The organism is Pseudoglutamicibacter albus, from assembly GCF_022346425.1.
Classification (GTDB): domain Bacteria; phylum Actinomycetota; class Actinomycetes; order Actinomycetales; family Micrococcaceae; genus Pseudoglutamicibacter; species Pseudoglutamicibacter albus.
The window spans coordinates 12789-34653 of record NZ_JAKRCW010000016.1 but is presented as its reverse complement, the minus strand read 5'-3'; the positions used below and the strand labels follow the sequence as shown (position 1 = coordinate 34653).

The window sequence follows — 21865 nt, the reverse complement described above, 5'->3', positions numbered from 1 at the left end:
TCCTTATCCGTGGCAACTTATTCAGGGCATCTAGACAGGGCAACCTAGACAGGGCATCTAGGACTCGCAGACCACTGTACGCGCGGGGGAGTCACACAACCTATATGCCCATACATTTTTAGACAAACATGAACACTGAAGTGGCACACCAATGGTGTTCAGACGCGGTGGCGCATGAAGAGGCCGCTGATCATGCGGCGGCCAATCAAGAACAGGAACAGCACACCGGCTGTCACGAGAATGAACGGCAGTGCTGCAGTGGCTCCGCCGACGATCCGTAGCAGAACGCCAATCACGACGACCAACGCCCAATAGATGAAACCGTGCGGCCAGATCTTCCAGTAGGTTTGCCATCCGCGGGTCACTGCGAATGCGATCAGGACCGCAACCATGAACGGCCACGCGACCTGGAAGATCCCGCCGGCGCTGAGTTCTTCATTATGAGAGCTACGCCCTGTAGTTGCGAAGACAAGCATGAGGGCGAGATCGACGATGAGCCACAGGATCCACACGAAACGTTGCATACACATCAGTCTATGCCGGGCAGAGCCCGGTGGGGCGTGGGCACCACAACATTACTTGACATAATGTAGATTATCGGCGCTTTTTATATAGGTGCCGCGACGACGCCGCAATACAGTCCATCCAGTCCATGCAGCCCATCGTGAACCATTTCCCAGTGCGATAATGATGCACATGTCCTCTGAGTCAAACAATCACTCCAGCACCCACTCCAACGAGCCCCAAGCTGACGCCCCAGAACGCGCGCCGTTTTCTTCAGAGCCTCTGCCGCTTGTGCATGTTGGCGACCCTGTCTTGCGTCAGGTCTGCGATGACTGGGATGGATCTGATACGCCTGAGTTACGCGAACTCGTTGAACGCATGGTCGCCACAATGCACGACGCGCCGGGCGTCGGCGTTGCCGCACCCCAGGTCGGCGTGAATCTTCGCTTGGCGGTGCTCGAGGATCTCTACGAAATACCGGCTAGCTTCGCCGAGGCACGTGAACGGGAAAAGCTCGAGCTCATGGTCGTACTCAATCCGTCCTATGAACCGATCGGCGATCGAACGGCTACGCATTACGAGGGCTGCCTTTCGATGCCAGGCTATACGGCTGCAGTCGAGCGCCCTGCTGACATCCGCGCAACATGGCAAGACCTTGACGGGAATCTACACACTCGCGATCTTTCAGGTTGGCAGGCTCGCATCTTCCAGCATGAGGCCGACCACTTGGCCGGCATCATCTATATCGACAAAGCCCACATCCGTAGCATCTGCACCGATGAGAACTACGCGGGGCTGTGGGCCGAGCCGACACCTCATGAAGTCCGCGAGGCGTTGCAGTTTTGAGTCGCCCTTCACCGCACCTCTCCCCTGCTGACAACAACACTAGCATAACAATGCATGATACAAAAGAGGTCGCCCCTCAAGATTCACACGGATTTTCGTGGACCTTGACCTGCCCTGTATGTGGCATCGAGCCCTCGCCATTGACCATCGAGTACAAGGGCAATGGGAAGCCAGCTACCGCATCGTGTGCTTCAGGCCACCGCTTCGATGCCGCCCGCCAAGGACACATCAATCTACTGACCGGCCGCGGCACCTCGTTCACACCGGATAGCCGCGACATGGTGGCCTCACGCATTCAGTTCCTTGAAGCGGGGCACTACGAACCGATCGCGCGCACCATCCGGGAGGCCATAACAAAGCACGCCAGCCTTGACCACACAAGCGATACGAAAGAGAGAGCGGATCATTGCTCCGCTCCCCTTGTGCTCGATGCCGGATGCGGCACAGGCTATTACCTCGCCCACGCAATCGCCGGGCTGGGCGCTGGCGCACGCGGCATCGGGTTCGACATTTCTCCCGCCGCAGCGCAGCGTGCCGCGCACATCGACAATGTTTTGGCCCTCGTGTGGGATGTGTGGCGCACTTGGCCTATCCCCACACATTCAGCCGATGCAATCCTCAATGTATTTGCTCCTCGCAACTGGGAGGAATTCGACCGAGCACTCAAACCATCCGGCGCGCTGATCGTGGTGACTCCCCTACCTGAGCATCTGGCTGAGATACGCGATCTCGCAGGCCTCTTAGCGATCCAAGAAGGAAAACAGGAATACCTGCTCGCTGATGCCGCTCGCCACGGTTTCCGTCTTGTGGGCGAACACAGCCTCAAAGAAACGATGCTGCTAGAGCCTCAGGCGGTATCGGCTCTAGCGCACATGGGTCCAGCCGGGCATCATCACAGCCGCGATGAGATCCGTGCGCGCGTCGAAAGCGAATGGGACAGGCACGTTCCCGAAACGGCCCAGACCCATTCAGCCTTGCAGGTCACATGCAACGTCATGATCAGCGCCTTCAAGAAACAGTGAACATTCTTTTCAAACTGATCATTCTGCTCAAACAGTGAGCGTCCCCAGCGAACCAGCAGCCATGAGACCAGTGAAATCCACTAATTCCCTAACTCATGCGAAGATAGGGTCATGATGCATTGGATCATGGAAAACGGTTGGGCGTTTTGGCTCATCGTGATGCTCGTCATGCTCGGAATCGAGATGCTCTCGCTCGATTTATGGTTCGCGATGCTCGCAGGTGGGGCCCTCGCCGCTACCCTCACATCGCTGGCCGACGCTGAATTTTGGTTGCAGCTCATCGTGTTCAGTGTGGTTTCTTTGATCCTGATGACAACGTTGCGGCCCTTCGCGATGCGGATGTTGCGCAAACGAACCACAGACGCCCGCTCCAACGTTTCCCGGCTCATCAACAGTGAAGCCCTCGTCCTTGAACGAGTCACTAAGCAGACCGGGCTCATCCGCGTTGAAGGCGACGAATGGAGCGCCCGCACCAATCTTGCTCAAGGCATCGCACCAGGTGAATACGTCACGATTGACAGCATCCAGGGTGCAACGGCCTACATCTCCCCTGTCCGGACACACGAAAGCTAACCTATGTCATCAGTAGACTCCTCGGAGCCGTTCCTCTCCCCGGCGCTCGTTGTGGCGCTCGTGGTTGTGGTGATTGCGCTCATCGTTTTAGTCAAGTCCATCCACATCATCCCGCAGGCTCGTGAACGCATCGTTGAACGTTTGGGCCGTTACCACCGCACCGCGAAAGCGGGCCTGACCCTGGTGGTGCCGTTCATCGACCGTCTCGGCCCGGTCATCGACTTGCGTGAACAGGTTCAGACCTTCCCGCCGCAGCCGGTGATTACCGAAGATAACCTCGTGGTCAACATTGACACCGTTGTCTACTACCAAGTCACTAACGCGAAGGATGCCACCTACGAGATCGCGAACTATATTCGCGCCGTTGAGCAGCTGACCACCACGACGCTACGTAACGTGGTCGGCGGCATGAACCTTGAAGAAGCCCTGACTTCGCGTGACCGCATCAACGGTCAGCTGCGCGGTGTTCTCGATGAGGCGACCGGCCGCTGGGGTATCCGCGTATCCCGCGTTGAGCTCAAGGCGATTGATCCGCCGATGTCCATCCAGGACTCGATGGAAAAGCAGATGCGTGCTGAACGTGACCGCCGTGCCGCGATCCTCACCGCAGAAGGCGTCAAGCAGTCCCAGATTCTGACTGCTGAGGGTGAACGCCAGGCTCAGATCCTCAAGGCTGAGGGTGAAGCGAAGGCCGCTGTTTTGCGTGCACAAGGTGAAGCTGAAGCGATCCGCAACGTCTTCGAAGCGGTCCACACAGCTGACGCCTCCCCTAAGCTGCTGGCGTACCAGTACCTGCAGCAGCTACCAAAGATCGCCGAAGGTGAATCGAACAAGCTCTGGTTCATCCCGACCGATGTCACTGATGCAATGAAGGGCCTCGGCAACGCCTTCGGCAGCCCTGGCGCTTCATTCGGTAGCGCTTTCGCCTCGGATTCCTCCGAAGCCAGCGGGACGGCTGGAACGGACGCGAAGAACTAACCTGCCTGGCTCGCAGGGTGCACCATGATGTGCGGGAATAATTCCGCCGGCATCGTTGTTGCACCCTGCGAATCATTTTTCACTGGAATTAAACAACGACAAGCAAACACTGAGGAGAATGTGTGAGCGATCGCAGCCTACGCGGTATGCGTCTTGGATCTCAGTCGATGGAGTCTGAGGCAGGTGTCGAGCCTGCAGCTCGTCAGACCGTAACCTACGAGACTGAAGACGGCGAACGCATGGATGTCGTTTTCGCCCTCGAAGCCGACGTCCCGACCGTTTGGTACACCAAGACCGGCAAGAAGGCTAAGCGGATTGACGGTGGCGAAGAGGAACCAACCAAGGAAAAACCGGTTCGAACCCACTGGGACATGCTGCTGGAGCGTCGCTCTTTCGACGAACTCGAAGTTATCCTCAAAGACCGCTTGAACCAGTTGCGTGAGGCCCGCGGAGAAAAGCCGAAGAAATAAGGCTCACCCGACCGGCTGAACGCTAGAAGGCCGAGTACATACACGGTGAGGGGCGGTACCGAGAACATCGGTACCGCCCCTCACCGTGTATGTTGGGTTGCTCAGCAGATTTACGCTTAGCCCTTGAACAAGCTAACGAGCTTTTTCGCCCGAGCCTTCAGGCCCCATCGAACAACGTTGAGCAACGCTTCGACGATGATGTTGCCGCTCATCTTCGATTCGCCCAGCTCACGGTCGATGAAGGTCACGGGAACCTCAACGATCTTGTGTCCAGCCAGTGCTATCTGGAAGGTCATGTCGATCTGGAAACCGTAGCCGACAGACTCAATCGAGCCGAGCAGCTCATCCGTGAGAATCTCCACCCTATATGCGCGCAAGCCAGCCGTGATGTCTTTCAAGTTCAGGCCCAAGAAGAAGCGGGAGACGAACGATCCGGCCTTCGAAAGCAGCTTGCGGGACGCCGGCCAGTTCTTGACCTCGCCCCCAGGAACCCAACGGGAACCAATCACGGCATCCGCGCCGCGTTCGATCGCACGCAGCAAGCGAGGCAACTGCTCTGGCTGATGCGAGCCGTCAGCGTCCATCTCCACCAAGACGTCATAGCCGCGCTCTTTACCCCACCCGAAACCAGCGAGGTATGCGGCACCCAAGCCCTGCTTACCCGGACGGTGCAGAACGAAAACCTGCTCATCGTGCTCGGCGATCTCGTCAGCGAGCTTGCCGGTACCGTCAGGAGAGTTGTCATCGGCGATCAAAACGTCCACGTGTGGAACCGCGGCACGAACACGCTTAACGATGCTTTCGAGCGTCTCAATCTCGTTGTATGTAGGGATGATAGTCAATACACGCACAGTGTTTAGTCTAACCTTTCACGATCCTCATCCACGCTTAGGCGGCCGTTGCACAGCACTGACTGCGCAACGGCCCACACCATTATGGGTGCAAACCTTGAGCGTCCCATAAAACTTCGCCATGCCGCAGCGTCGCCCAGCACTCCGGCAGCTTCTCACCGTCAAGGTCCGGAAGCATCGGGGTCCGTGCCCGCGCATCCGTTGAGAAACTGGTTCGCGACTGATCAGCAGAACCGACCACGAGCTCGCTCGGTTCCCAGATCGCAAACGTGGCTGAAGCTCCCCAACGCAAGACGCCCGCCGTAGGGTCAGGACTATTCAAGGCGCGGTAGCCGGCGCGCGTATGAGCGAGGAATCCCGCGCGTGCAGGCAGAGTCTGTTGCGCATCGTGGTGATGCATCGCCGCACGAATCGCCTTCCACGGATGAGCCTGGGTCACCGGGGCATCCGAGCCGAACACGAGCGGAACCCCCGCCGCAGAGAGCGAACCGAACGGGTTCATACCGCCAGCCCGCTCGACGCCTAGGCGGGCCTCATACATGTCGCCTGTATGACCCCACAACTCATCGAAGCGCGGCTGAACACTCGCGGTGAGGCCGTAGTCCAGCATCGTCTCAATGTGTGCAGCATCCAGCATTTCAGCATGTTCGATGCGGTGCCGTTGCTGCCGGATCGCACGGGCACCCACCACATCAGCGGCGAGCCGATACCCTTCCAGGAGCGCGTCCAGCGCCACATCGCCGATCGCGTGGAAGCCTGTCGAGACGCCCGCGGTAACGCACGCGATCACGTGCGCCGCTACCTGCCGAGGGGTTAGCAGCAACTGCCCCTTCTCCCCCGGCGCGTCCGCATAATCCTGGCGAAGCGCCGCGGTATAGGCGCCAATCGAACCATCCATCGACAAATCCCCGCCGATGCCAGCTAAACGCCTGTAACGGCTGTTGGAGCTGAAAGACGCCACGAGCTCGCGCGCCTGCTCTTCAGTCTCGACAAGCTGCGCCCAGAACGCATCCACCGAAGGGAAAGCCCGAGCCTCTTGTTCGCACGTTGCCAGAAGAACCTCGAGGTCACGCCCGCCCGAAACGTGCGGTGCCGCCATCTCCGTCACCAGCGCATGCCCCGTCTGAGCGAAACTGCTCAAAGCTCTCCGTTGCCAATCACGCAGTTCATCATCGCTAGCTGTGAGCGCCCATTCTCGCAACGCATGATGCTCTTGTTCACTCATCCACGCACCATCAAGATCACCCGATGGAACGTCCAGGCCAGCCGCGGTGAGTGCCGCACTCGAGGCCAGAGCCGTGTGCAAGTCTCGACGCAGAATATAGGCCGGGCGGGACCCCACCGCACGGTCCAGTTCCGCTACGGTCGGCAAAGCTGCCCCGTCCGCTACTCCAGCGTCACCTTCACAAGCCGCCTCATCCCACAGCGTCTCATCCCAACCGGACGCCAAAACACGCTGTTTCTCGCCCAAGCCGGCCGCGTAGCGGGACAATTCATCCAGAAACTCAGTCTTGGAGCGCACATGATCCAGCTGCAGAGTCGAAAGATGCCTGCCGGTCTCAGTGATATGAGCGTGAGAGTCCACGAAAGCCGGCGCGATGAGTGCGCCTTCAACATCAACGACCGTCATGGCATCAGAGATGATCGTCTTCGCAGCAGCGTGGGTACCCATCCACGCGATCGTTCCGTCCTCAACCAACATTGCAGTGGCGAACGGATCCTCCGGCGCATAAATCGCAGCGCCCACATACATGACCGGCTTAGTCATGCGTCTCCTTTTCTTCTAACGCTTCCTCGACCACCGAGGAGGCCTCCACGATGCCTCGCGAGATCAGATCCGCCGCAGCCGCCGCACTCGCACACACATCCGGGGCAATCGCCTCGTTGCTAGCAACCTGACCTAAAAAGTCGATGGTCTGCTTAGCCCAACGTACAAAATCGCCGGCCTCAATCGGGGACGCAAAAAGCGCATCAGCAAGGTCCTCGCCCGTCGCCCAACTGTGCATCGGCTGAACAAGCGAACAATCCGGGGCGGGCGTCGGCTCGATGTGGTGCTTCTTCTCCAAGTGAGAAAGCTCCTCAGCGATGCTCACGGCTTCATCCCAGATCGGGCGAACACCGGTAGGCCACACGTGCGGAACCACATCCGCATCCCGTTTAGGCATGAACACGAACATCGTCGCAGCCGCGGCCATCGCCGCAGGGGAAAGACCAGAGAACAACCCCGTATTAGCTACCAGGCACGTCAACAGATCGCGCTCGCCGTACATCCGCAGCATCACAGTGCCCGCGTCAGTGACCCGCGCATCTTGGCCGCGTCCCTTGACGTAGCCGACCTCCTCCAAGACGTGCAGAACACGGTCGAAGGTTCGCGCGATCGAGTTGGTGCGTGCCTGAATCTCTCCGTGGAGGCGGTCTGTTTCTCTTTTGAGGCGCTGATAGCGCTCGGCCCAACGCGCATGCTGTTCACGGTCAGGGCACTGGTGGCACGGGTGGTCTTTGAGCTTGGCACGCAGTTCTTCGATGCGTTCGTTCGCATCCTGCTGACCCGGGAACGTGAAGCCCACAGTCCGCGGGCGGTGCTTGGGCGACCTGTTGGCCGCTGCGTTACGTGCCCGGCGAGCCAACTCGATGCGTTCCTTCGGGGAAGCTCCCTTAAAAGACTTAGGAACCTTGACCCGCGCCACAACCTCAACCGGAGCGTCGAGGTCATTGACGCTCAGGCGGCGGCTCGCCCCTTCCATCGTGACCACGAACGGACGCGGGTCGCGCAAGGACGGGCTGGGTTGGGTCACCACAACAACGCCAAGCCCGCGCCGGCCACCCACCTCAACGATGTCGCCGCGAACTAGCGATTCCAGCGACATCTCGATAGCGCTCTTGCGGGCACGGTTACGTCCCGAGGAAGCCGCTTTCTCCGCGGCAGAAAGCTCGGCACGAAGTTGCGCGTATTCCTTGAAATCACCCAAGTGACACTGCATGGCTTCCGCGTAGCCATCGAGGGATTCTTCACGCGAATCCAGCTGGCGGGCAAGCCCCACAACAGAAGCATCGGCCTGGTATTGAGCGAAAGACCGTTCAAGGACTTCACGCGCTTTCGGAGCCCCCAACCGACGAACCAGGTTGAGGCTCATGTTGTAGGTTGGGCGGAAACTTGAATTCAGCGGATACGTGCGCTTCGAGGCAAGCCCGGCAACCTCGCCCGGCTCCATCCCTCGATGCCACGTCACTACCGCGTGCCCTTCAACATCGATTCCGCGGCGCCCGGCCCGTCCGGTGAGCTGGGTGTACTCCCCCGGGGTGATCGGGACATGTGTTTCGCCGTTGAACTTATCGAGCTTCTCCAACACCACTGAACGTGCGGGCATGTTGATACCCAGAGCGAGGGTTTCCGTCGCGTAAACGACCTTAACCACCCCGCGCACGAACAGGCGCTCCACGGCTTCCTTAAACACTGGAACCATGCCGGCGTGATGCGCGGCAATGCCTCGCAGCAAGCCCTCACGTAGCTGCCAATAGCCGAGCACATCGAGGTCTTCGGCAGGCAGATTCTGCGCTACTTCATCCAGCTCGGCACGGATGATCCTCTGTTCGTGTTGGTCCGTAAGCCTCAGACCCGCGTTGATGCACTGCTGGACAGCGAGATCGCATTGCTTCCGCGAGAAAATGAACACGATCGCTGGCAACAGGTGCGTTTTCTTCAGCGTCATCACCACGTCAGGCCGTTGGGCCTTTGCCGGAACGAGGTGATGTTCTTCATGCTGTTCATGCCCAATGCGAGCATGAGCGCTCCCCTCAGCACGGTGCGCCGAGTAGCTTTCCCCACGGCTATAACGCCGCGCATCTTCCTTGAACTCTTTAGAACGCTTAGCGCGCCCGCCTTGACGGCCACGCCCGCCACGACGGTTGCGGCCACGCCGCTCGCGCTCATTTCGACCATGTGAACGGCTACCTCGTGGCGCGCGCCAATCCCTCAAACCGCCACGGGAGTTTTGCTGCTGAGCAAGCCGCAGCAGGTGCGGATTCACCAGTTGGTCAACACCGGCGGTCTCCTCGAAGGAAACATCTTCAGCGAACAGATCCACCAGCTGCTTGCCCACCAGAACATGCTGACTGAGCGGGACAGGCCTGTGCTCGGTCACCACCACATCGGTGGCCCCGCGCACTGAGTTCAGCCACCCGCCGAACTCTTCAGCGTTGGAAACCGTAGCCGAAAGCGAAACCACCTGGACCCGTTGCGGCAAATGCAGAATAACCTCTTCCCACACCGCGCCCCGGTCTTTATCCGCCAGGTAGTGGACCTCGTCCATGACCACATATTCAAGTCCCTCGAGGGTTGTGGAGCCCGCATACAGCATGTTCCTGAGAACCTCGGTGGTCATCACAACTACCGGGGCCTCAGAGTTGATGCTCGTGTCCCCCGTCAGCAACCCGACGTTATGGGCGCCATACGTGTGGGCGAAGTCAGAGAACTTCTGGTTCGACAACGCCTTGATCGGGGTCGTATAGAACGCCTTAGTGCCGCGGGCCAGCGCCAAGTGCACCGCGAACTCACCTACGATGGTCTTACCGGCACCTGTCGGAGCGGCAACCAGGACATCGCGCCCGGCTTCAAGCGCGTCACAAGCCGTGAGCTGGAACTCATCCAAATCGAACGAGAATTGCGACGTGAACCGGCCGACCTCGTTCCGGTTACGGCGTTGCCTGGCTGCTGCTGCTTGGAAGCGCTCGGCGGGGCTGAGTCCCTCTACTTCAGATGACACGTCTTGTCCTCGATGCTTTCTTGACTCCTGCTGGGGTCGGTTGACGCGGTGGGCGGGTTTCCGCGGTGTCGTCTAAAGCTCATCACTTCCTTTGGGCGCCGATACGGCCCGAGCGGCCTCGACCTCGGTTGGTGCCGCTTCGCGGTTCTTGACCTCGCGTTTGGCCCGCCGCCGGTCCAGGATCCAACAGAACAGTGTGGCCGCGATGAACAGCACCAGCATGGGACCGGCGATGAAGAACATGCTCAACGCGTCACCACCCGGTGCGGCCACAGCTGAGAACACGGTGATCAGAAACACCGTGATCCGCCAATGCTTCAGAATCGACTTAGCAGGCAAAATACCCACCAAGTTGAGCCCAACCATCCCGACCGGTAGGACCATCGCGATCCCGAACGCGAGAGTCAGGCGGGTCACGAACGGCAAGAAGTCCATGACCGGGATGATGTTGTCCGCCTGGTCAGGGGTTAGCGAGAGGAAGAACCGGAGCGCATGCGGGATCACATAGATGCCGAGCGCCACACCCATCAGAAACAGCGGGATCGCCGCCGCCATGAAGGAAACCGTGAGACGTTTTTCCTTCCGTAACAGGCCAGGGACGATGAACGCCCAGATCTGCCAGATGAACATCGGTGCCGCCAAGACCATACCGATCCACAGGGCGACCCTGATCATGACATCGAGCGGGGCGATCGCTGAACCGAAGTTGATGGTTCCACCAAGATCGGAAACGAGCTCGATCATGAACGCCATGACTGGCTTATACAGGAAAAAGCCAACGATGGACGTGACCAGTAGCGTGATAACGCAAACAATGAGCCGGTTGCGGAACTCTTTAAAGTGCCGCTTTAAGGGCATGTGCCCGCCGGTGTTCTTCCGCCGAGTGCTCGACACCACTGAAGGTTTACTTGTTCTCTTCCCGAGCCTGCGGGGTGTCTACGATGCGGCCTTCAAGAGGCTCTTTGGGCTGGTTCTCAGCCGAGCTGGATTCCGCCTTGCCATCCTTCTCGGAAGCCTTGGCCGCTTCTTCGTCCTTCTTCATCTGCCGCATCTCGGATTTGAAGATGCGGGTAGATTCACCCAGGCTGCGCGCGATGGTCGGCAACTTGGGCAGCGCGAAGAGCACAAGAATGACGACAATGATGATCGCCCAGGCCATGGGTGACGGCGGATGCATAGTTGCTGCTCCTTCAAGCGTTCGGTGAGACAACCCGCCAAACATGGGTTGTCATCTAACTTCTCTTATTCTAGTGCAGGGGTCTACCCAGGCAGGTGAGCAACGGCCGCGGTTGCGAGACCGCCGTGATTGCGAGACGCCCGCGGTTCCGAGACGTCGGCACTCAGGCTTGGCGGAGTGTGGCTTGAGGTTTCGCCGTTGTGCCTGGGCATAGCCGGCATCGTTGGCGCTAGCGGACTGCGGTGTCCTCATCGACGTCCTGGATGTCTTCCCAACGGCGTGGCCGTCCTGTGGCCCACAGCATGTCGATGCGGCGCTTCCGGCGCGCTTCAACGCGATGATCGCGTTGGTTGGCTCGAGCCGCGCGCACCACGGCGGGGTCAGCAAAGGTGGCGTCCCAGCCGACGGGCGTTCCGTGGCGGCCTTCCGCGCTCAGCGAGGCGACCGGTTCAGCGTCAGTCTGTAACGCATCGGCGATCTTCTCACTTGCTTGAGACACATCAACGAGCGAAGCACGCACTTTACGCCATAAGTGCAGGGCGCCCCAGGCGAGCATCGCGATCAGCCCCAGGGAAAGTGCGAGCCATAACAAGGTCCACATGAACCAATTCACTTCTGCTCCTGATGGTTGGGGTTTGGATCGTGTGCCGGGATCTGCTTCAATGCGCGCATCCCGTCACGCCACGAATCAGTTCAGTGCCCACTGTACGGCACTTCCGTGAGCGATCGAGTAACCCCTCGAGCGCTAAGCTGACGTCGTGCCGCAATTGGGTCGGCGCGATGATGCGCATGTCCCCGCCTGCTGCAGCGACCGAACGCGCGACCCATTCAGCACTGATCACCTCGATGCGGCCGATGAGTTCATGCTCGGTGCGCTTGGTGGCACTGGGACGGAAGGCGGGCGCCATCCACTCTGCATTCGGGCCGAACACGACCAGGGCGTCGATCCCTTCGCCCTGCTCTTGGGTACCGCGCGCTTGAACGCCGTACGGGCGTACCGGAGTGTGGGTTGCTTCGCGCTCGGTGATGTTCATATGCACGATGCGCTCCAACAGGAAGGTACGCTCGTCGCTTCGAAGATGGCACCACGCCCGCACATAGAGCTTGTCATCAACCCTGATCAGAGTGAGCGGATCGATGCTGCGTTCCGTGGTGGCGTCAAGGCCCGCATATTCGAGCTCAACGGTTCGCCGGTCTGCGATCGCTTGGCCTAGTTTCTGGGCAAAACCTGCCGTTTCGTGGCCGGGTTCTCCTGCCTCGATGGCGACGACCTTATCGAAGGCGCCGAGCTGTTCGCGTGCTTGCATCAGTTTGTGCATCACAGTCTGCGCCGCTGCATGGACAGTGGGGGCAATGCCTGGGATCGAAACCAACAGTTGACAGCCCAAAAGTAATGCAGTGGCTTCTTGCAATGACACGTTGAGCGGGTACCTCAACGCATCACCTCCGGTGAGTTGAACGTTTCCGTTCTCGATGCTCAACGCAAAGTTCTCTTGAGATCCCGCTGCGTCTTCGGTCAGCTGCGCACCTAACTCAAGGGTTGCAACCCGTCGCTGGATTTCGCTGACGCTCACACCGAAGCGATGCGCCAGGTCTTCCAGGCCGGTGATCCCTTCGCCCTGGATCACAGCAACCAAGCTCACAACATCAGCCAGGACGTGATCTGTTGAAGGCCTTCCGCCTGCTGATATACGCACTCTCGGAGCCGCGGCATCAGCGCCTGTTGGGTCAGCATTCGCGGCAATGGCTGCCTCGATCAACGCTTCAACATCCTCGAGCGCTGCGCGTTCGGGCTGATCGGTTTCTGTCACATCAAGCTCCGGGACACCGATGTCAGCTTCCGCATCGACCACGGCAGCCCCGATAGCCGCGCATTCCCGCACCACATCGGGATAGACGCCCTGGATCTCGATGACCTCTACCCCACCACCGTGAGCCACGCTGCGGCCGCGAGCCTTCATCTCAGCTCCCGTACCTTCAGCAACAGCGATCAGCACCGTATGGCGAGGCTCACGCTCGCTCAACCTGCCGAGCTCTTGACGCATCGAAAACTTACCCGGGCGCCCATAGATCTCGTGGACCATTTCGGTTTTGCGTGCGTTGGCTTGCGCGACATGCCCTTGGACGCGGTCGAGCCTGAACATCCGTTCGCCCCCGCGTTCGATGTCCCCACCGAACATGTACCAACGGCCCGCTTTCTGCCCCACACCCCACGGCATGATTCTGCGTGAGGTCAGTTCACCGTTGGCCGCACGGTAATCGAACGCGACCGGATATTCGCATAAGGCTGCCAGGATCAACGCTTCAGCGGCCTCTGGCGGGTTGCTCAGCTCGACACGTGCTCCGAGCCCCGAGGTTTCCCTACCACTGAGGCGATCGGATGCACCACCAACGAGCCGAGCGGATGCTCGACGCGCGTGGGATCCCCAACTGCTACCCCCAACAGCGGCCGCGGCAAGAGAGGTCACAAGCCGTTCAGTCTCGCTCAAATGAAGCTCAGGTAGCCTGTGCGCGGGCAGGTCGATGCGGTAGCGCACCTCCCCTAAGCCGTCAGCTTCGAGCCTTTCCACAGTGAGTTCAAGCCCGAGCGCGCGCAGACGGCTCTTATCGCGTTCAAATGCACGTTCAAAAGCGGCGTCGCTGACGCCGCGATACTCAGGGATACGTTCCCGGAGCATGGCTGCAGTGAGTCCTATGCGAGTCGAGGTAAGCACGCGCATGAGCCCCACGGCTTTCGCCGCAGGGCTCACGGGCTTAACGTTGCTTCTGCTCACTGTTGCTTCTTAGCCTCGTGCGCTAGATTCTCTCCGGGCTTCTAACACGCCTTTTCTAGCGCACTGCCAGAAGATCAACCACGAAGATGAGGGCTTCGTTAGGGCCGATCGCGGGAGGTGCTCCGTGTTCGCCGTATGCGAGGTTGGCTGGGATTTCGAGTCGGCGGCGCCCGCCAACCTTCATGCCGAGCAGGCCTTCGTCCCAACCCTGAATAACCTGACCGATGCCTGCGGTGAATTCGAGTGGCTGGCCACGGTTCCAGGACGCGTCGAACTCTTCTCCAGTGGAGAAAGCAACGCCGACGTAGTGGGTTGTCACGTGCGAGCCGCGTGCGACTTCCGAGCCGGTGCCTTCGATCTCATCGATGATTTTCAGCTCAGTTGGTACCTCGCTACCTGGGAAGTCGATTTCTGGTTTCTCGCGGTCGATATCAAAGTTCCGCTGTCCAAAAGACATACTGCTTTTCTCCTGCGTCTTGGAGGTCGGTGTTTAGGCTGTGAGGTCGATGTTTTGACTGGTTAGTCGTTGTCGGTTGCGTCCCGCTGGGTTTCAACCTTCTCGATGGTCACGAGGAACACGAGCGTGCCCTTTGGTGGGTTGCCGGTGTCCCCTGGGGATTCCTCGCCGTAGGCTTTATCCCCCGGGATCGTGAGCAATACCGTGGTGCCGGCCTTGAGGCCTTCGAGGCCTTCCGTCCAGCCTTGAATAACCTGGTTGAGCCCGAACGTGCTTGGTTCAGGTGCGTCGAAGTTACCGTCGAACTGTTTGGCATCGGACCATTTAGCGCCGGAGTAGCGCACCGTCAGCATGGATTCCTTGGTGGCCTTAGGCCCCTTAGTGCCTTCGTCGATGACGTCGACCTGGAGTTTCTTAGGTGCGTCAGATTCAGGGATGGTTACCGTGTAGGTGTCTTTCTTACCCTTGTCTAAGCTTGGCTTATCGCCCTTTTCCGAAGACTTCTTCCACTTCACTGACGGGTCTTTCGCATCCTCAACATGGATGACCCACAACTGCGGGCTGTCAACGCTAGGCGAGGTGATGAAGTAAGCGATGTCGGAGCCTACGGTCGCTTCTTTGAGACCGTCGTAGAGCCCTTCAACACCAACGAGTGCGTCCTTGTCGAGTGTGAGCGCTTGCGGCTGCTTGAAGCTACCCGGCTGCAGTTCCTTGCCCGTTTCTGCATCGAAGGTCGCCAGACGCAACTGGACGCTCTGACCGTCCTTAAGCTTGGCGCCATCACCCTTGTTGACGAGCTTGGCTGTGGCTTTTTCGCCCTTGAGCGGGTTCTTGAAGTCCGCTGCGACTTTGTCTTTGCCCTCATGGGTGATCTTCACGGAGTCCAAGTCAGCAGGTGCGCCAGTGTTTCCCTTGTCCGTGTCTTGTTCTGTTGTTTGAAGTTGACTATCTCCGGACGCCGAGCTAGCGGGTTCATCTTTGGAGCCCGAGCATGCGGCCAAAGACAGGGCCAGGGTGCCGACTAGGGTTGCAGTCGCTAGTTTGCGCACTGAAAACCTTCCTTCGCAGTATGAGCAGAGACGAGGGTGGATATTCGTGGGTTAACTCTACAGTCCACCTGGGACCATGTTTCGCGCGGGAAGTGAAGCGAAAACTGTGTCGATGTCGGTGGCGGTGTTCTCTACGCCACGCACGTGTTCGCCGGAGCCAAGCGATTCCCGGTTCAGAGGAAGTGCACCGATCAGCTCCGCCGCTGCCTGCGATGTCGCCTCAAGCGGGTCTGGCATGAGCACTTTCGTTTCGGCAGTATCTGTGAGCCGGAAGCTCATCCAATCAGCTTTATACCCCGCCCCGCACGTCTTAGCTGCAGCGATCAATGCACCGCGTGAGAATGCCCGTGTGGTGCGCGGTGGATTGGTACGTGCGTGTTCAACCGCATCGGGTGCTGTTATCCGCTCCAAGAGACCAGCGGCTTCCAGTTTTTCTTGCAACGAGGAACTACCCGGTTGGGCCAGCTCATGATAAGCGAGTTCGAGGCGGCGCATGGAGGCATGGCTCCAGTCCACTCCGCGGCGGGCAGCATTGCGTTCTAGGAGTCTGCGTTTAGCCTCAAAATCTAAAGTTGTGGCAACAGTGCTGAGGTCTTCGGCCTGCCACGCATCCAAGGTTCGGCGCCACAACGTCAGTGCGGTGGCCATTAGCGGGTCACGCTCCACAGCCCCACTTCGTTGAGCGTGAGCTGCGGCTTGTTCATAGAAATACTCCTGAACATCTACAGCGCTGAGCCGGCGGCCGTTGTCGAAGTTCACAAGCGTGTGCCCGTCCGCGTCATCAGACACGGCACGTAGCGCATCCACCGGATGCGCTATCTCGCCAAGATCAGACCCGCCACCGGCCTCGAGCCAATCCAAAACAAGCCACGTCGAAGCGACCTTCAATAAGGTGGAAGCCTCAGACACATTGGTGTCGCCCACAATCACGTGCAGACGCCGGTGCTTAGCCGCATCCGCATGTGGTTCATCGCGGGTGTTGATCATCGGGCGGGAACGGGTCGAACCTGAGGAAACGGCCTCCCACATGTGCCGGGCGCGCGGAGAGAGCACATAGCGGGGTTTGTCATCGAACAAACGGATATGGCCTGAGCCGCATAGCAACGGGCGTGTTACCAAAAAAGGGATGAGCGTATGGGCCAGCCGGGCAGCAGCCAGCTTACGCGGGATCATATAGTTCTCGTGGCAACCGAAAGCGTTACCGGCGGAGTCCACGTTATTACGCAACAGGTGCACGGTCCCTGGATGGGGTGAATCCTCCCAGGAGTCCTCGGCTATCTGTGCAAGCTGTTCCAGGGTCCGCGCCCCTGCACGGTCCTGTTCGAGCACCTCGCCCAGCATCGAGCATTCGGCGGTAGCAACCTCGGGGTGGGACCCGACATCCAGATAGAGCCGCGAACCGTTCGGTAGGAACACCGAGGTCGCTCGTCCCCATTCGATCACCGGCTGAAATAAATGCTTGGCAACCTCATCGACCTCAGGGGCACGCCCGCTACGAGCGCTGTAGGCAAGACCGTATTCGGTTTCCAAGCCCACAATCCGGTTCGCGGCAGGGTACTGCTGGCTCACTGCCCGCCCTTTTGCACGTAGCCGGAAACGAACTCGGAAGCGTTGCTTTCCAATAATCCGTCGATCTCATCGAGGATCGAATCCACGCCTGCGTCCTGACCCTGCGTGTTGATCTGCGGGGTGTCCGCGGTTTCGTTGCTCTGTTCCGCGGGTGATTCGCTCTGTTGGTTGATGCGTTCCTGGGCCATGTTCTACTCCCTACTTCCCTATGCCGTTTCAGTTCCCGGTGGTCTTTGCATGCCGGTTGCTGTGTGCCTCCATGCTACAAACCCGCCTGTTAGAGGGCGTGCGGGTCGCTCGCGCTCGCCGTGTGTGCGTTCATTGATGCGTTGATGGATGCACAGAATTCGCTCAAGCGGAATTCGTTCGGGGATGTGGCGCTGACTTCCTCGCGGGTGCCCGCCCACGGCACGGGCATGTCGATGCGTTCGATGCGGCCGTTGGTTTCGAAGGTCAGGCTCTCCCACGATGCGGCGTTCAGTTGGCTGCCGAAGGTTGTCACGGCCTGTCCACGGGCCCACGCGCGTGTGTTGGCAGGTGGTGTGGTCATTGCCGTAACGATATGGGCCTCCGCAAGCACGGTTTCTGCTTTGCCGGCGCGCTCAAGTGCCCACGCTAGGCCTTTACCTTCCCTCATGTCAGACCATTGCAGGTCGATGAGCTTGAGCTGGTCTGCTTCCCAGGCGTCCGGATCCTCAACGTCGAGCCCGCCACGAGCGGCATAGGCCCGCAGTAGCGCGTATTTACCGCGCCATTCAACTAACCGGTCAGCGACAGTGTCGTTAGCACGCAACGCATCGATCACCCGCCGCCATAGTGGCAACACCTCGCGCTCCGCTCCGGTAGCCTCGGCGTCGCTTGCGGCGTAGGCTTCTGCCGCTTCGAGATAGCTCTCCTGGATATCAAGCGCACTCACTCGCTGGCCATCAATCGTTGGCACCTGAACGTGCAATGCAGGGTCGTGGGAGAAAATTTTCACCGCGGCCACCGGATCAACAATCTCAACGCGCGGGCATCGGCCTGCTTCGATGAGACGCAAAACCCAGTTGGTTGCACCCATACGGAGGCGAGCGGAAACACCCCAACAATTCGCATCCCCCACAATCACGTGCAAGCGGCGAAAACGACTATGTTGAGCATGCGGCTCATCCCGCGTGTTCACCAGTGGGCGGCGCAGAGTGGTTTCCAACCCTACGCGCTGCTCAAAATAGTCGGCACGCTGGGAGACCTGAAAACCCGGTTTCTCACCGAACTGCCCCAACCCAACCCGGCCGGAGCCGCAGACGATATGCCGAGTAGCGAAGAACGGCAGCAGGCCTGACACGAGGGCATCGAACGGTAACGCACGCGGGGTCAGATAATTCTCGTGCGTTCCATACGAGGCACCCTTACCGTCCACATTGTTCTTGTGCAGAAGAATCTCGTGCCCGATGCGCCCGCTAGCGATCCGCGCCGCCGCGCCCGCCAGGCGGTCACCTGCCTGATCCCACACCGCGGCATCGTAGGAGTTCGTGCTCTCCGGGGAGGAATATTCGGGGTGAGCGTGATCAACATAGAAGCGGGCACCGTTACCCAAAACCGAGTTCATCAGAATCCTGCCCGAACCACCCTTAGCCGCAGCCCCTGGGGCAACTGAGGTGCCTTCATGGGTCAGCTGGGATTCGTGGGCGTCTGCGCGTCTCATCGAAAAGCCGCGGGCGTCATCAAGCGGCCGCTCATGCAGGTAATCCCACGGGGCGGCAGCGCTTGCTGAGCCGAGCTGTTCGAGTGCCTCCCCCATCGCGGTCACTACCGCCGCGGAGAGCTGTGTTGGTGTCAGCCCGGAACCGGGGGCGATGACCCCGTATTCGGTCTCGGTGCCCATGATCCGTTCACCGGGTGCCCGCCCTACTAGTCCGGCGGCTACTAAACCATCCGGGACGTGTTGCTGGATCGTACTCACGCGTGTGGTCTCTGCTTTTTGGTTCCTCACTGATCCCCTGCCGGTTCCGTTTCTTCGCCGTTTTCTTCACCGTTCTCTAGGCGGCGCACGCTCACGATGCGGGTTCCGGTTGGTGTGTTTAGCCCCAGGATGCGGGCCCATTCGTCCGGTGAGCCTTGCGTTGGCATGTGGCCGGAGTGCGTGAACTCGTCTTGGACCGCTGAACGCAGAAGGCCCGCGTCGAGGCCGGTCTCGCCGCCGTTGATCTCGCGTTTGATGGCGGCACGCTTTGCGCGGTCAACGATTGCTTTGACAACTGCGCCGGAGATCAGCTGGGCTCGGCCGATGTAGTGGGGTTGGCCGTCGGTATCGAGACATTCGAACAATGGAGCGTCAGCATCGAAGATTTCGTGTGCCACCACCTCACACAGATGCGCTGCCGCCGCCGCTGCATCGACGTATTGGGTGAGCTCAGTCCGTGCGATTGGTGTGTCTTCGTTCAGGTAGCGCTGCAAAATATCGAGTGTCGCGGCGCGGTCGGGCCTCTCGATACGCACTTTGACGTCCAGGCGTCCAGGCCGCAACACCGCTGGGTCAAGCATGTCGGCGCGGTTGGTCGCGCCGATCACGAGCACATTCGATAGCTTCTCTACCCCATCGATCTCCGCGAGCAACTGCGGGACGATCGTGGTTTCAACGTCTGAGGACACGCCGGTGCCGCGGGTGCGGAAGAGCGCGTCCATCTCGTCAAAGAACACCACGACGGGGTGGCCGGCTGCCGCTTGATCGCGGGCTTGGTCGAAAATCAACCGGATGTGGCGTTCGGTTTCACCTACGAACTTGTCGAGCAGTTCGGGGCCTTTGACATTGAGGAAGTAAGCGGATGATCCGGTTTGTTCGCTCAAGGCATGGGCGACCGCTTGGGCGATCATCGTCTTGCCTGTCCCCGGAGGCCCGTAGAGCAAAACCCCGCGTGGGGCTTCAAGCCCGTAGGCTGCGAATTTCTCGCGGTGAATGAACGGCAGCTCGATCGCATCGCGAACCTGGGTGATCTGCTGATCCAGTCCGCCGATCATCTGGTAGGTCGTTTGTGGAACCTCGGCCAATTGCAGGCCTGACGTGCCTGAGTCCACCGTGACCGTGGAGAGGGCCATGTCCGTCTTCGGGTCAACGACCACGAGCTCACCGGCCCGGACTCCGCGGCGGGCCAGCTCGGTAGCCGCGCGGACTACGAGCCGTTCGCCTGTGCGGGTTGAAACGACAATCTTATCCGCGCCCAGAGTATCGGCCACGGTCATGACAGTCCCGGTTTCTCGCCGCCCAAGAACAGCCACGACTATGAGGGACTCGTTGACTAGAACATCCGCACCAGGAACTACATACTCATCTTCCAGCAGGGGTGAAATGCTGGTGCGCACGGTTCTTCCGGCGTGCAGGATGTCCACCCCGGCAGCTGCTGCCCCTGGGATTGCACGCGTGCGGTCCGTGATCGCTTCGTGGCGAGCCAGCACTACCGCGTGAGTCAGCGGGAAGTCCCCGTCCCGCTCCAGCGAAGCTCGTAAACCGTCGATTGCTTCGCGTGAGCGGCGCAACGCATCTACTAGCCGCGCGTTTTGTCGGCTCAGGTCCTCTGCCCTGCGCGATAACTCGACGTTGCGGCTACGCACGTCGGCGAGTTCGTTGGAAGAACTCTCCCTGGGTTCCGGCGAAGGTGGCGGTGTTGATGCTTGATCGCTCATGCATCCACCCTACGTGTTGCCCAGCAAAGCAAGCACGATGGTGAGTGTAGCTTCGGCAGTCGATGCGCCGTGCCGTGAAAGGATGCAGCCTAGTCTTCGGGCTGGGTGGCGTGGGTTCCGTTGACTTCGCTTCCGCTGCCTGCATCTGGAAGATCAGCGCCGGCGGCTCGGCCCATCGCTACCGCGTCGCGCGCTGAGCGGCGCAATTTCTTGGCTGAAAGACCCCGCTCCCCTAGCCCTTCGGCTGTCCAGGCTTCTGGGTCGTGATCAGCGGTCCAAGCGGAAACATCTTCAGCCGGGAAGGTCACGTCTTTGACGCGCCGAGACCCTGGAATGCCTACGGCCCCGTCAGCGAGCCGGCGGGTAGTCATCAGAAAACCGGTGTGGGCAACCATGCGGTGATCAGGCCGGACAGCCAAACCTTCAACGTGCCAGCCGCGCACCATCGATTCGAAAGCCTCAGGTTCGGTGAAACGGCCGTCGGAGCGGATCGCTTCGATCACGCGGGAAAGCTGCGTTACGGTCGCAACATAGTTAACCCATACCCCACCTGGAGCCAGAACGGTGGCTACCGCATCCAGGCATTCCCAAGGCGAGAGCATATCCAGCACCACGCGGTCCACACTGCCTGGCTTGTGCTCTTCGACCACACGATCCTGGAAGTCCCCCAAGGATAGTCGGAAAGAGGGCGGAACTTCACCGAACATCGCGGCGATGTTGCCGCGAGCGATATCCGCGAACTCTTCACGGCGCTCAAAGGAATGCACAAGGCCCGTATCGCCAACCGCACGCAACAAAGAAATCGTCAACGCGCCCGAACCGATGCCGGCTTCCACCACGCGCGCGCCCGGGTAGATGTCCCCCATCGTCACGATCTGGCCGGCGTCTTTCGGGTACACCACTGTCGCGCCGCGCGGCATCGACAAAACGAAATCTTTCAAAAGTGGACGCAACGCCTGATACCGAACACCTTCGGAGTTCTCGATGACGCTGCCTTCTGGTTGGCCGAGCAACTGATCGTGGAACAAAACACCAACGTGGGTGTGGAACTCCCCGCCCTCTTTGAGGGTCAGTGTGTGTACGCGGCGGCGCTCGTCTGTGACTTGCACCCTGTCGCCCACTTTGAACGGTCCGCGACGGTGCTGGGCACCTACAGCCACTATTTAAGTCCT

20 protein-coding genes are annotated in these 21865 nt (G+C 59.8%); 5 read left to right on the top strand and 15 right to left on the bottom strand.

Annotated features, from left to right (window positions below; all coding sequences use genetic code 11):
* Window positions 1-158 precede the first annotated feature (158 nt).
* Entirely contained in the window at window positions 159-524 is a 366-nt protein-coding gene (locus MHJ63_RS09145; RefSeq protein ID WP_052048320.1) for a DUF3054 domain-containing protein, read from the bottom strand.
* A 172-nt stretch (window positions 525-696) separates the two neighbouring features.
* Between MHJ63_RS09145 and MHJ63_RS09140 the strand changes: the two genes are divergently transcribed.
* The 5 genes from MHJ63_RS09140 (at window position 697) to MHJ63_RS09120 (ending at window position 4393) form a co-directional block, all read left to right on the top strand.
* A complete protein-coding gene (locus MHJ63_RS09140) occupies window positions 697-1350 on the top strand; it encodes a peptide deformylase (RefSeq protein ID WP_239447240.1) in 654 nt (217 codons plus the stop codon).
* A gap of 50 nt (window positions 1351-1400) precedes the next feature.
* The gene (locus MHJ63_RS09135) at window positions 1401-2372 is read left to right on the top strand and encodes a methyltransferase domain-containing protein (RefSeq protein ID WP_420876152.1); all 972 of its coding nucleotides are present in this window, start codon (window positions 1401-1403) and stop codon (window positions 2370-2372) included.
* 111 nt (window positions 2373-2483) lie between these two features.
* A complete protein-coding gene (locus MHJ63_RS09130) occupies window positions 2484-2945 on the top strand; it encodes an NfeD family protein (RefSeq protein WP_035755257.1) in 462 nt (153 codons plus the stop codon).
* 3 nt (window positions 2946-2948) lie between these two features.
* Window positions 2949-3923, top strand: a complete 975-nt coding sequence (locus MHJ63_RS09125) for an SPFH domain-containing protein (RefSeq protein WP_035755260.1) — start codon at window positions 2949-2951, stop codon at window positions 3921-3923.
* 122 nt (window positions 3924-4045) lie between these two features.
* A complete protein-coding gene (locus MHJ63_RS09120; RefSeq protein ID WP_035755262.1) occupies window positions 4046-4393 on the top strand; it encodes an RNA polymerase-binding protein RbpA in 348 nt (115 codons plus the stop codon).
* Window positions 4394-4509: 116 nt separating this feature from the next.
* Here the strand turns inward: MHJ63_RS09120 and MHJ63_RS09115 are convergent, their stop codons facing one another.
* The 14 genes from MHJ63_RS09115 to MHJ63_RS09050 all read right to left on the bottom strand — a co-directional run bounded on the left by MHJ63_RS09115 (window position 4510) and on the right by MHJ63_RS09050 (window position 21856).
* Window positions 4510-5244, bottom strand: coding sequence for a polyprenol monophosphomannose synthase (locus tag MHJ63_RS09115; protein WP_035755266.1), 735 nt, complete (start codon window positions 5242-5244; stop codon window positions 4510-4512).
* Window positions 5245-5326: 82 nt separating this feature from the next.
* Complete coding sequence (locus tag MHJ63_RS09110) at window positions 5327-7012, bottom strand: amidohydrolase (RefSeq protein ID WP_239447238.1); 1686 nt, start codon at window positions 7010-7012, stop codon at window positions 5327-5329.
* On the bottom strand, window positions 7005-10007 hold the full coding sequence (locus MHJ63_RS09105) for a DEAD/DEAH box helicase (RefSeq protein ID WP_239447237.1): 3003 nt from the start codon (window positions 10005-10007) through the stop codon (window positions 7005-7007). Before MHJ63_RS09105 ends, MHJ63_RS09110 begins: the two co-directional genes overlap by 8 nt.
* A gap of 72 nt (window positions 10008-10079) precedes the next feature.
* Window positions 10080-10865: a twin-arginine translocase subunit TatC gene (gene tatC, locus MHJ63_RS09100; RefSeq protein WP_070492097.1), complete on the bottom strand. Its 786-nt coding sequence runs from the start codon at window positions 10863-10865 to the stop codon at window positions 10080-10082.
* A 46-nt stretch (window positions 10866-10911) separates the two neighbouring features.
* A complete protein-coding gene (tatA, locus tag MHJ63_RS09095; RefSeq protein WP_239447236.1) occupies window positions 10912-11184 on the bottom strand; it encodes a Sec-independent protein translocase subunit TatA in 273 nt (90 codons plus the stop codon).
* A 229-nt stretch (window positions 11185-11413) separates the two neighbouring features.
* A complete protein-coding gene (locus tag MHJ63_RS09090) occupies window positions 11414-11785 on the bottom strand; it encodes a hypothetical protein (RefSeq protein WP_239447235.1) in 372 nt (123 codons plus the stop codon).
* Window positions 11786-11843: 58 nt separating this feature from the next.
* Window positions 11844-13958 (bottom strand): helix-turn-helix transcriptional regulator, encoded by a 2115-nt coding sequence (locus tag MHJ63_RS09085; RefSeq protein ID WP_239447234.1) that lies wholly within the window; start codon window positions 13956-13958, stop codon window positions 11844-11846.
* A 55-nt stretch (window positions 13959-14013) separates the two neighbouring features.
* Window positions 14014-14415, bottom strand: a complete 402-nt coding sequence (locus MHJ63_RS09080) for an FKBP-type peptidyl-prolyl cis-trans isomerase (RefSeq protein WP_035755282.1) — start codon at window positions 14413-14415, stop codon at window positions 14014-14016.
* A gap of 62 nt (window positions 14416-14477) precedes the next feature.
* Window positions 14478-15293 (bottom strand): FKBP-type peptidyl-prolyl cis-trans isomerase, encoded by an 816-nt coding sequence (locus tag MHJ63_RS10075; RefSeq protein WP_141739764.1) that lies wholly within the window; start codon window positions 15291-15293, stop codon window positions 14478-14480.
* Between the two features lie 228 nt (window positions 15294-15521).
* The gene (locus tag MHJ63_RS09070) at window positions 15522-17033 is read right to left on the bottom strand and encodes a proteasome accessory factor PafA2 family protein (protein WP_239447233.1); all 1512 of its coding nucleotides are present in this window, start codon (window positions 17031-17033) and stop codon (window positions 15522-15524) included.
* Entirely contained in the window at window positions 17030-17221 is a 192-nt protein-coding gene (locus MHJ63_RS09065) for a ubiquitin-like protein Pup (RefSeq protein ID WP_035755288.1), read from the bottom strand. The genes MHJ63_RS09070 and MHJ63_RS09065 overlap by 4 nt, the downstream gene beginning before the upstream one ends.
* An 89-nt stretch (window positions 17222-17310) precedes the next feature.
* A complete protein-coding gene (dop, locus tag MHJ63_RS09060; RefSeq protein WP_239447232.1) occupies window positions 17311-18975 on the bottom strand; it encodes a depupylase/deamidase Dop in 1665 nt (554 codons plus the stop codon).
* A gap of 26 nt (window positions 18976-19001) precedes the next feature.
* Complete coding sequence (gene arc / locus MHJ63_RS09055; protein ID WP_239447231.1) at window positions 19002-20693, bottom strand: proteasome ATPase; 1692 nt, start codon at window positions 20691-20693, stop codon at window positions 19002-19004.
* 89 nt (window positions 20694-20782) lie between these two features.
* Window positions 20783-21856 (bottom strand): tRNA (adenine-N1)-methyltransferase, encoded by a 1074-nt coding sequence (locus MHJ63_RS09050; RefSeq protein ID WP_070492080.1) that lies wholly within the window; start codon window positions 21854-21856, stop codon window positions 20783-20785.
* Between the last annotated feature and the right edge of the window lie 9 nt (window positions 21857-21865).

Excerpts from the sequence above, each read along its gene's own strand:
- tatC (WP_070492097.1), bottom strand. The coding sequence starts at position 10,865 with ATGCCCTTAAAGCGGCACTTTAAAGAGTTCCGCAACCGGCTCATTGTT.
- MHJ63_RS09130 (WP_035755257.1), top strand. The coding sequence starts at position 2,484 with ATGATGCATTGGATCATGGAAAACGGTTGGGCGTTTTGGCTCATCGTG.
- MHJ63_RS09110 (WP_239447238.1), bottom strand. The coding sequence starts at position 7,012 with ATGACTAAGCCGGTCATGTATGTGGGCGCTGCGATTTATGCGCCGGAG.
- MHJ63_RS09140 (WP_239447240.1), top strand. The coding sequence starts at position 697 with ATGTCCTCTGAGTCAAACAATCACTCCAGCACCCACTCCAACGAGCCC.
- MHJ63_RS09135 (WP_420876152.1), top strand. The coding sequence starts at position 1,401 with ATGCATGATACAAAAGAGGTCGCCCCTCAAGATTCACACGGATTTTCG.
- MHJ63_RS09090 (WP_239447235.1), bottom strand. The coding sequence starts at position 11,785 with ATGTGGACCTTGTTATGGCTCGCACTTTCCCTGGGGCTGATCGCGATG.
- arc (WP_239447231.1), bottom strand. The coding sequence starts at position 20,693 with ATGAGCGATCAAGCATCAACACCGCCACCTTCGCCGGAACCCAGGGAG.
- MHJ63_RS09125 (WP_035755260.1), top strand. The coding sequence starts at position 2,949 with ATGTCATCAGTAGACTCCTCGGAGCCGTTCCTCTCCCCGGCGCTCGTT.
- MHJ63_RS09080 (WP_035755282.1), bottom strand. The coding sequence starts at position 14,415 with ATGTCTTTTGGACAGCGGAACTTTGATATCGACCGCGAGAAACCAGAA.
- MHJ63_RS09145 (WP_052048320.1), bottom strand. The coding sequence starts at position 524 with ATGCAACGTTTCGTGTGGATCCTGTGGCTCATCGTCGATCTCGCCCTC.
- MHJ63_RS09065 (WP_035755288.1), bottom strand. The coding sequence starts at position 17,221 with ATGGCCCAGGAACGCATCAACCAACAGAGCGAATCACCCGCGGAACAG.
- tatA (WP_239447236.1), bottom strand. The coding sequence starts at position 11,184 with ATGCATCCGCCGTCACCCATGGCCTGGGCGATCATCATTGTCGTCATT.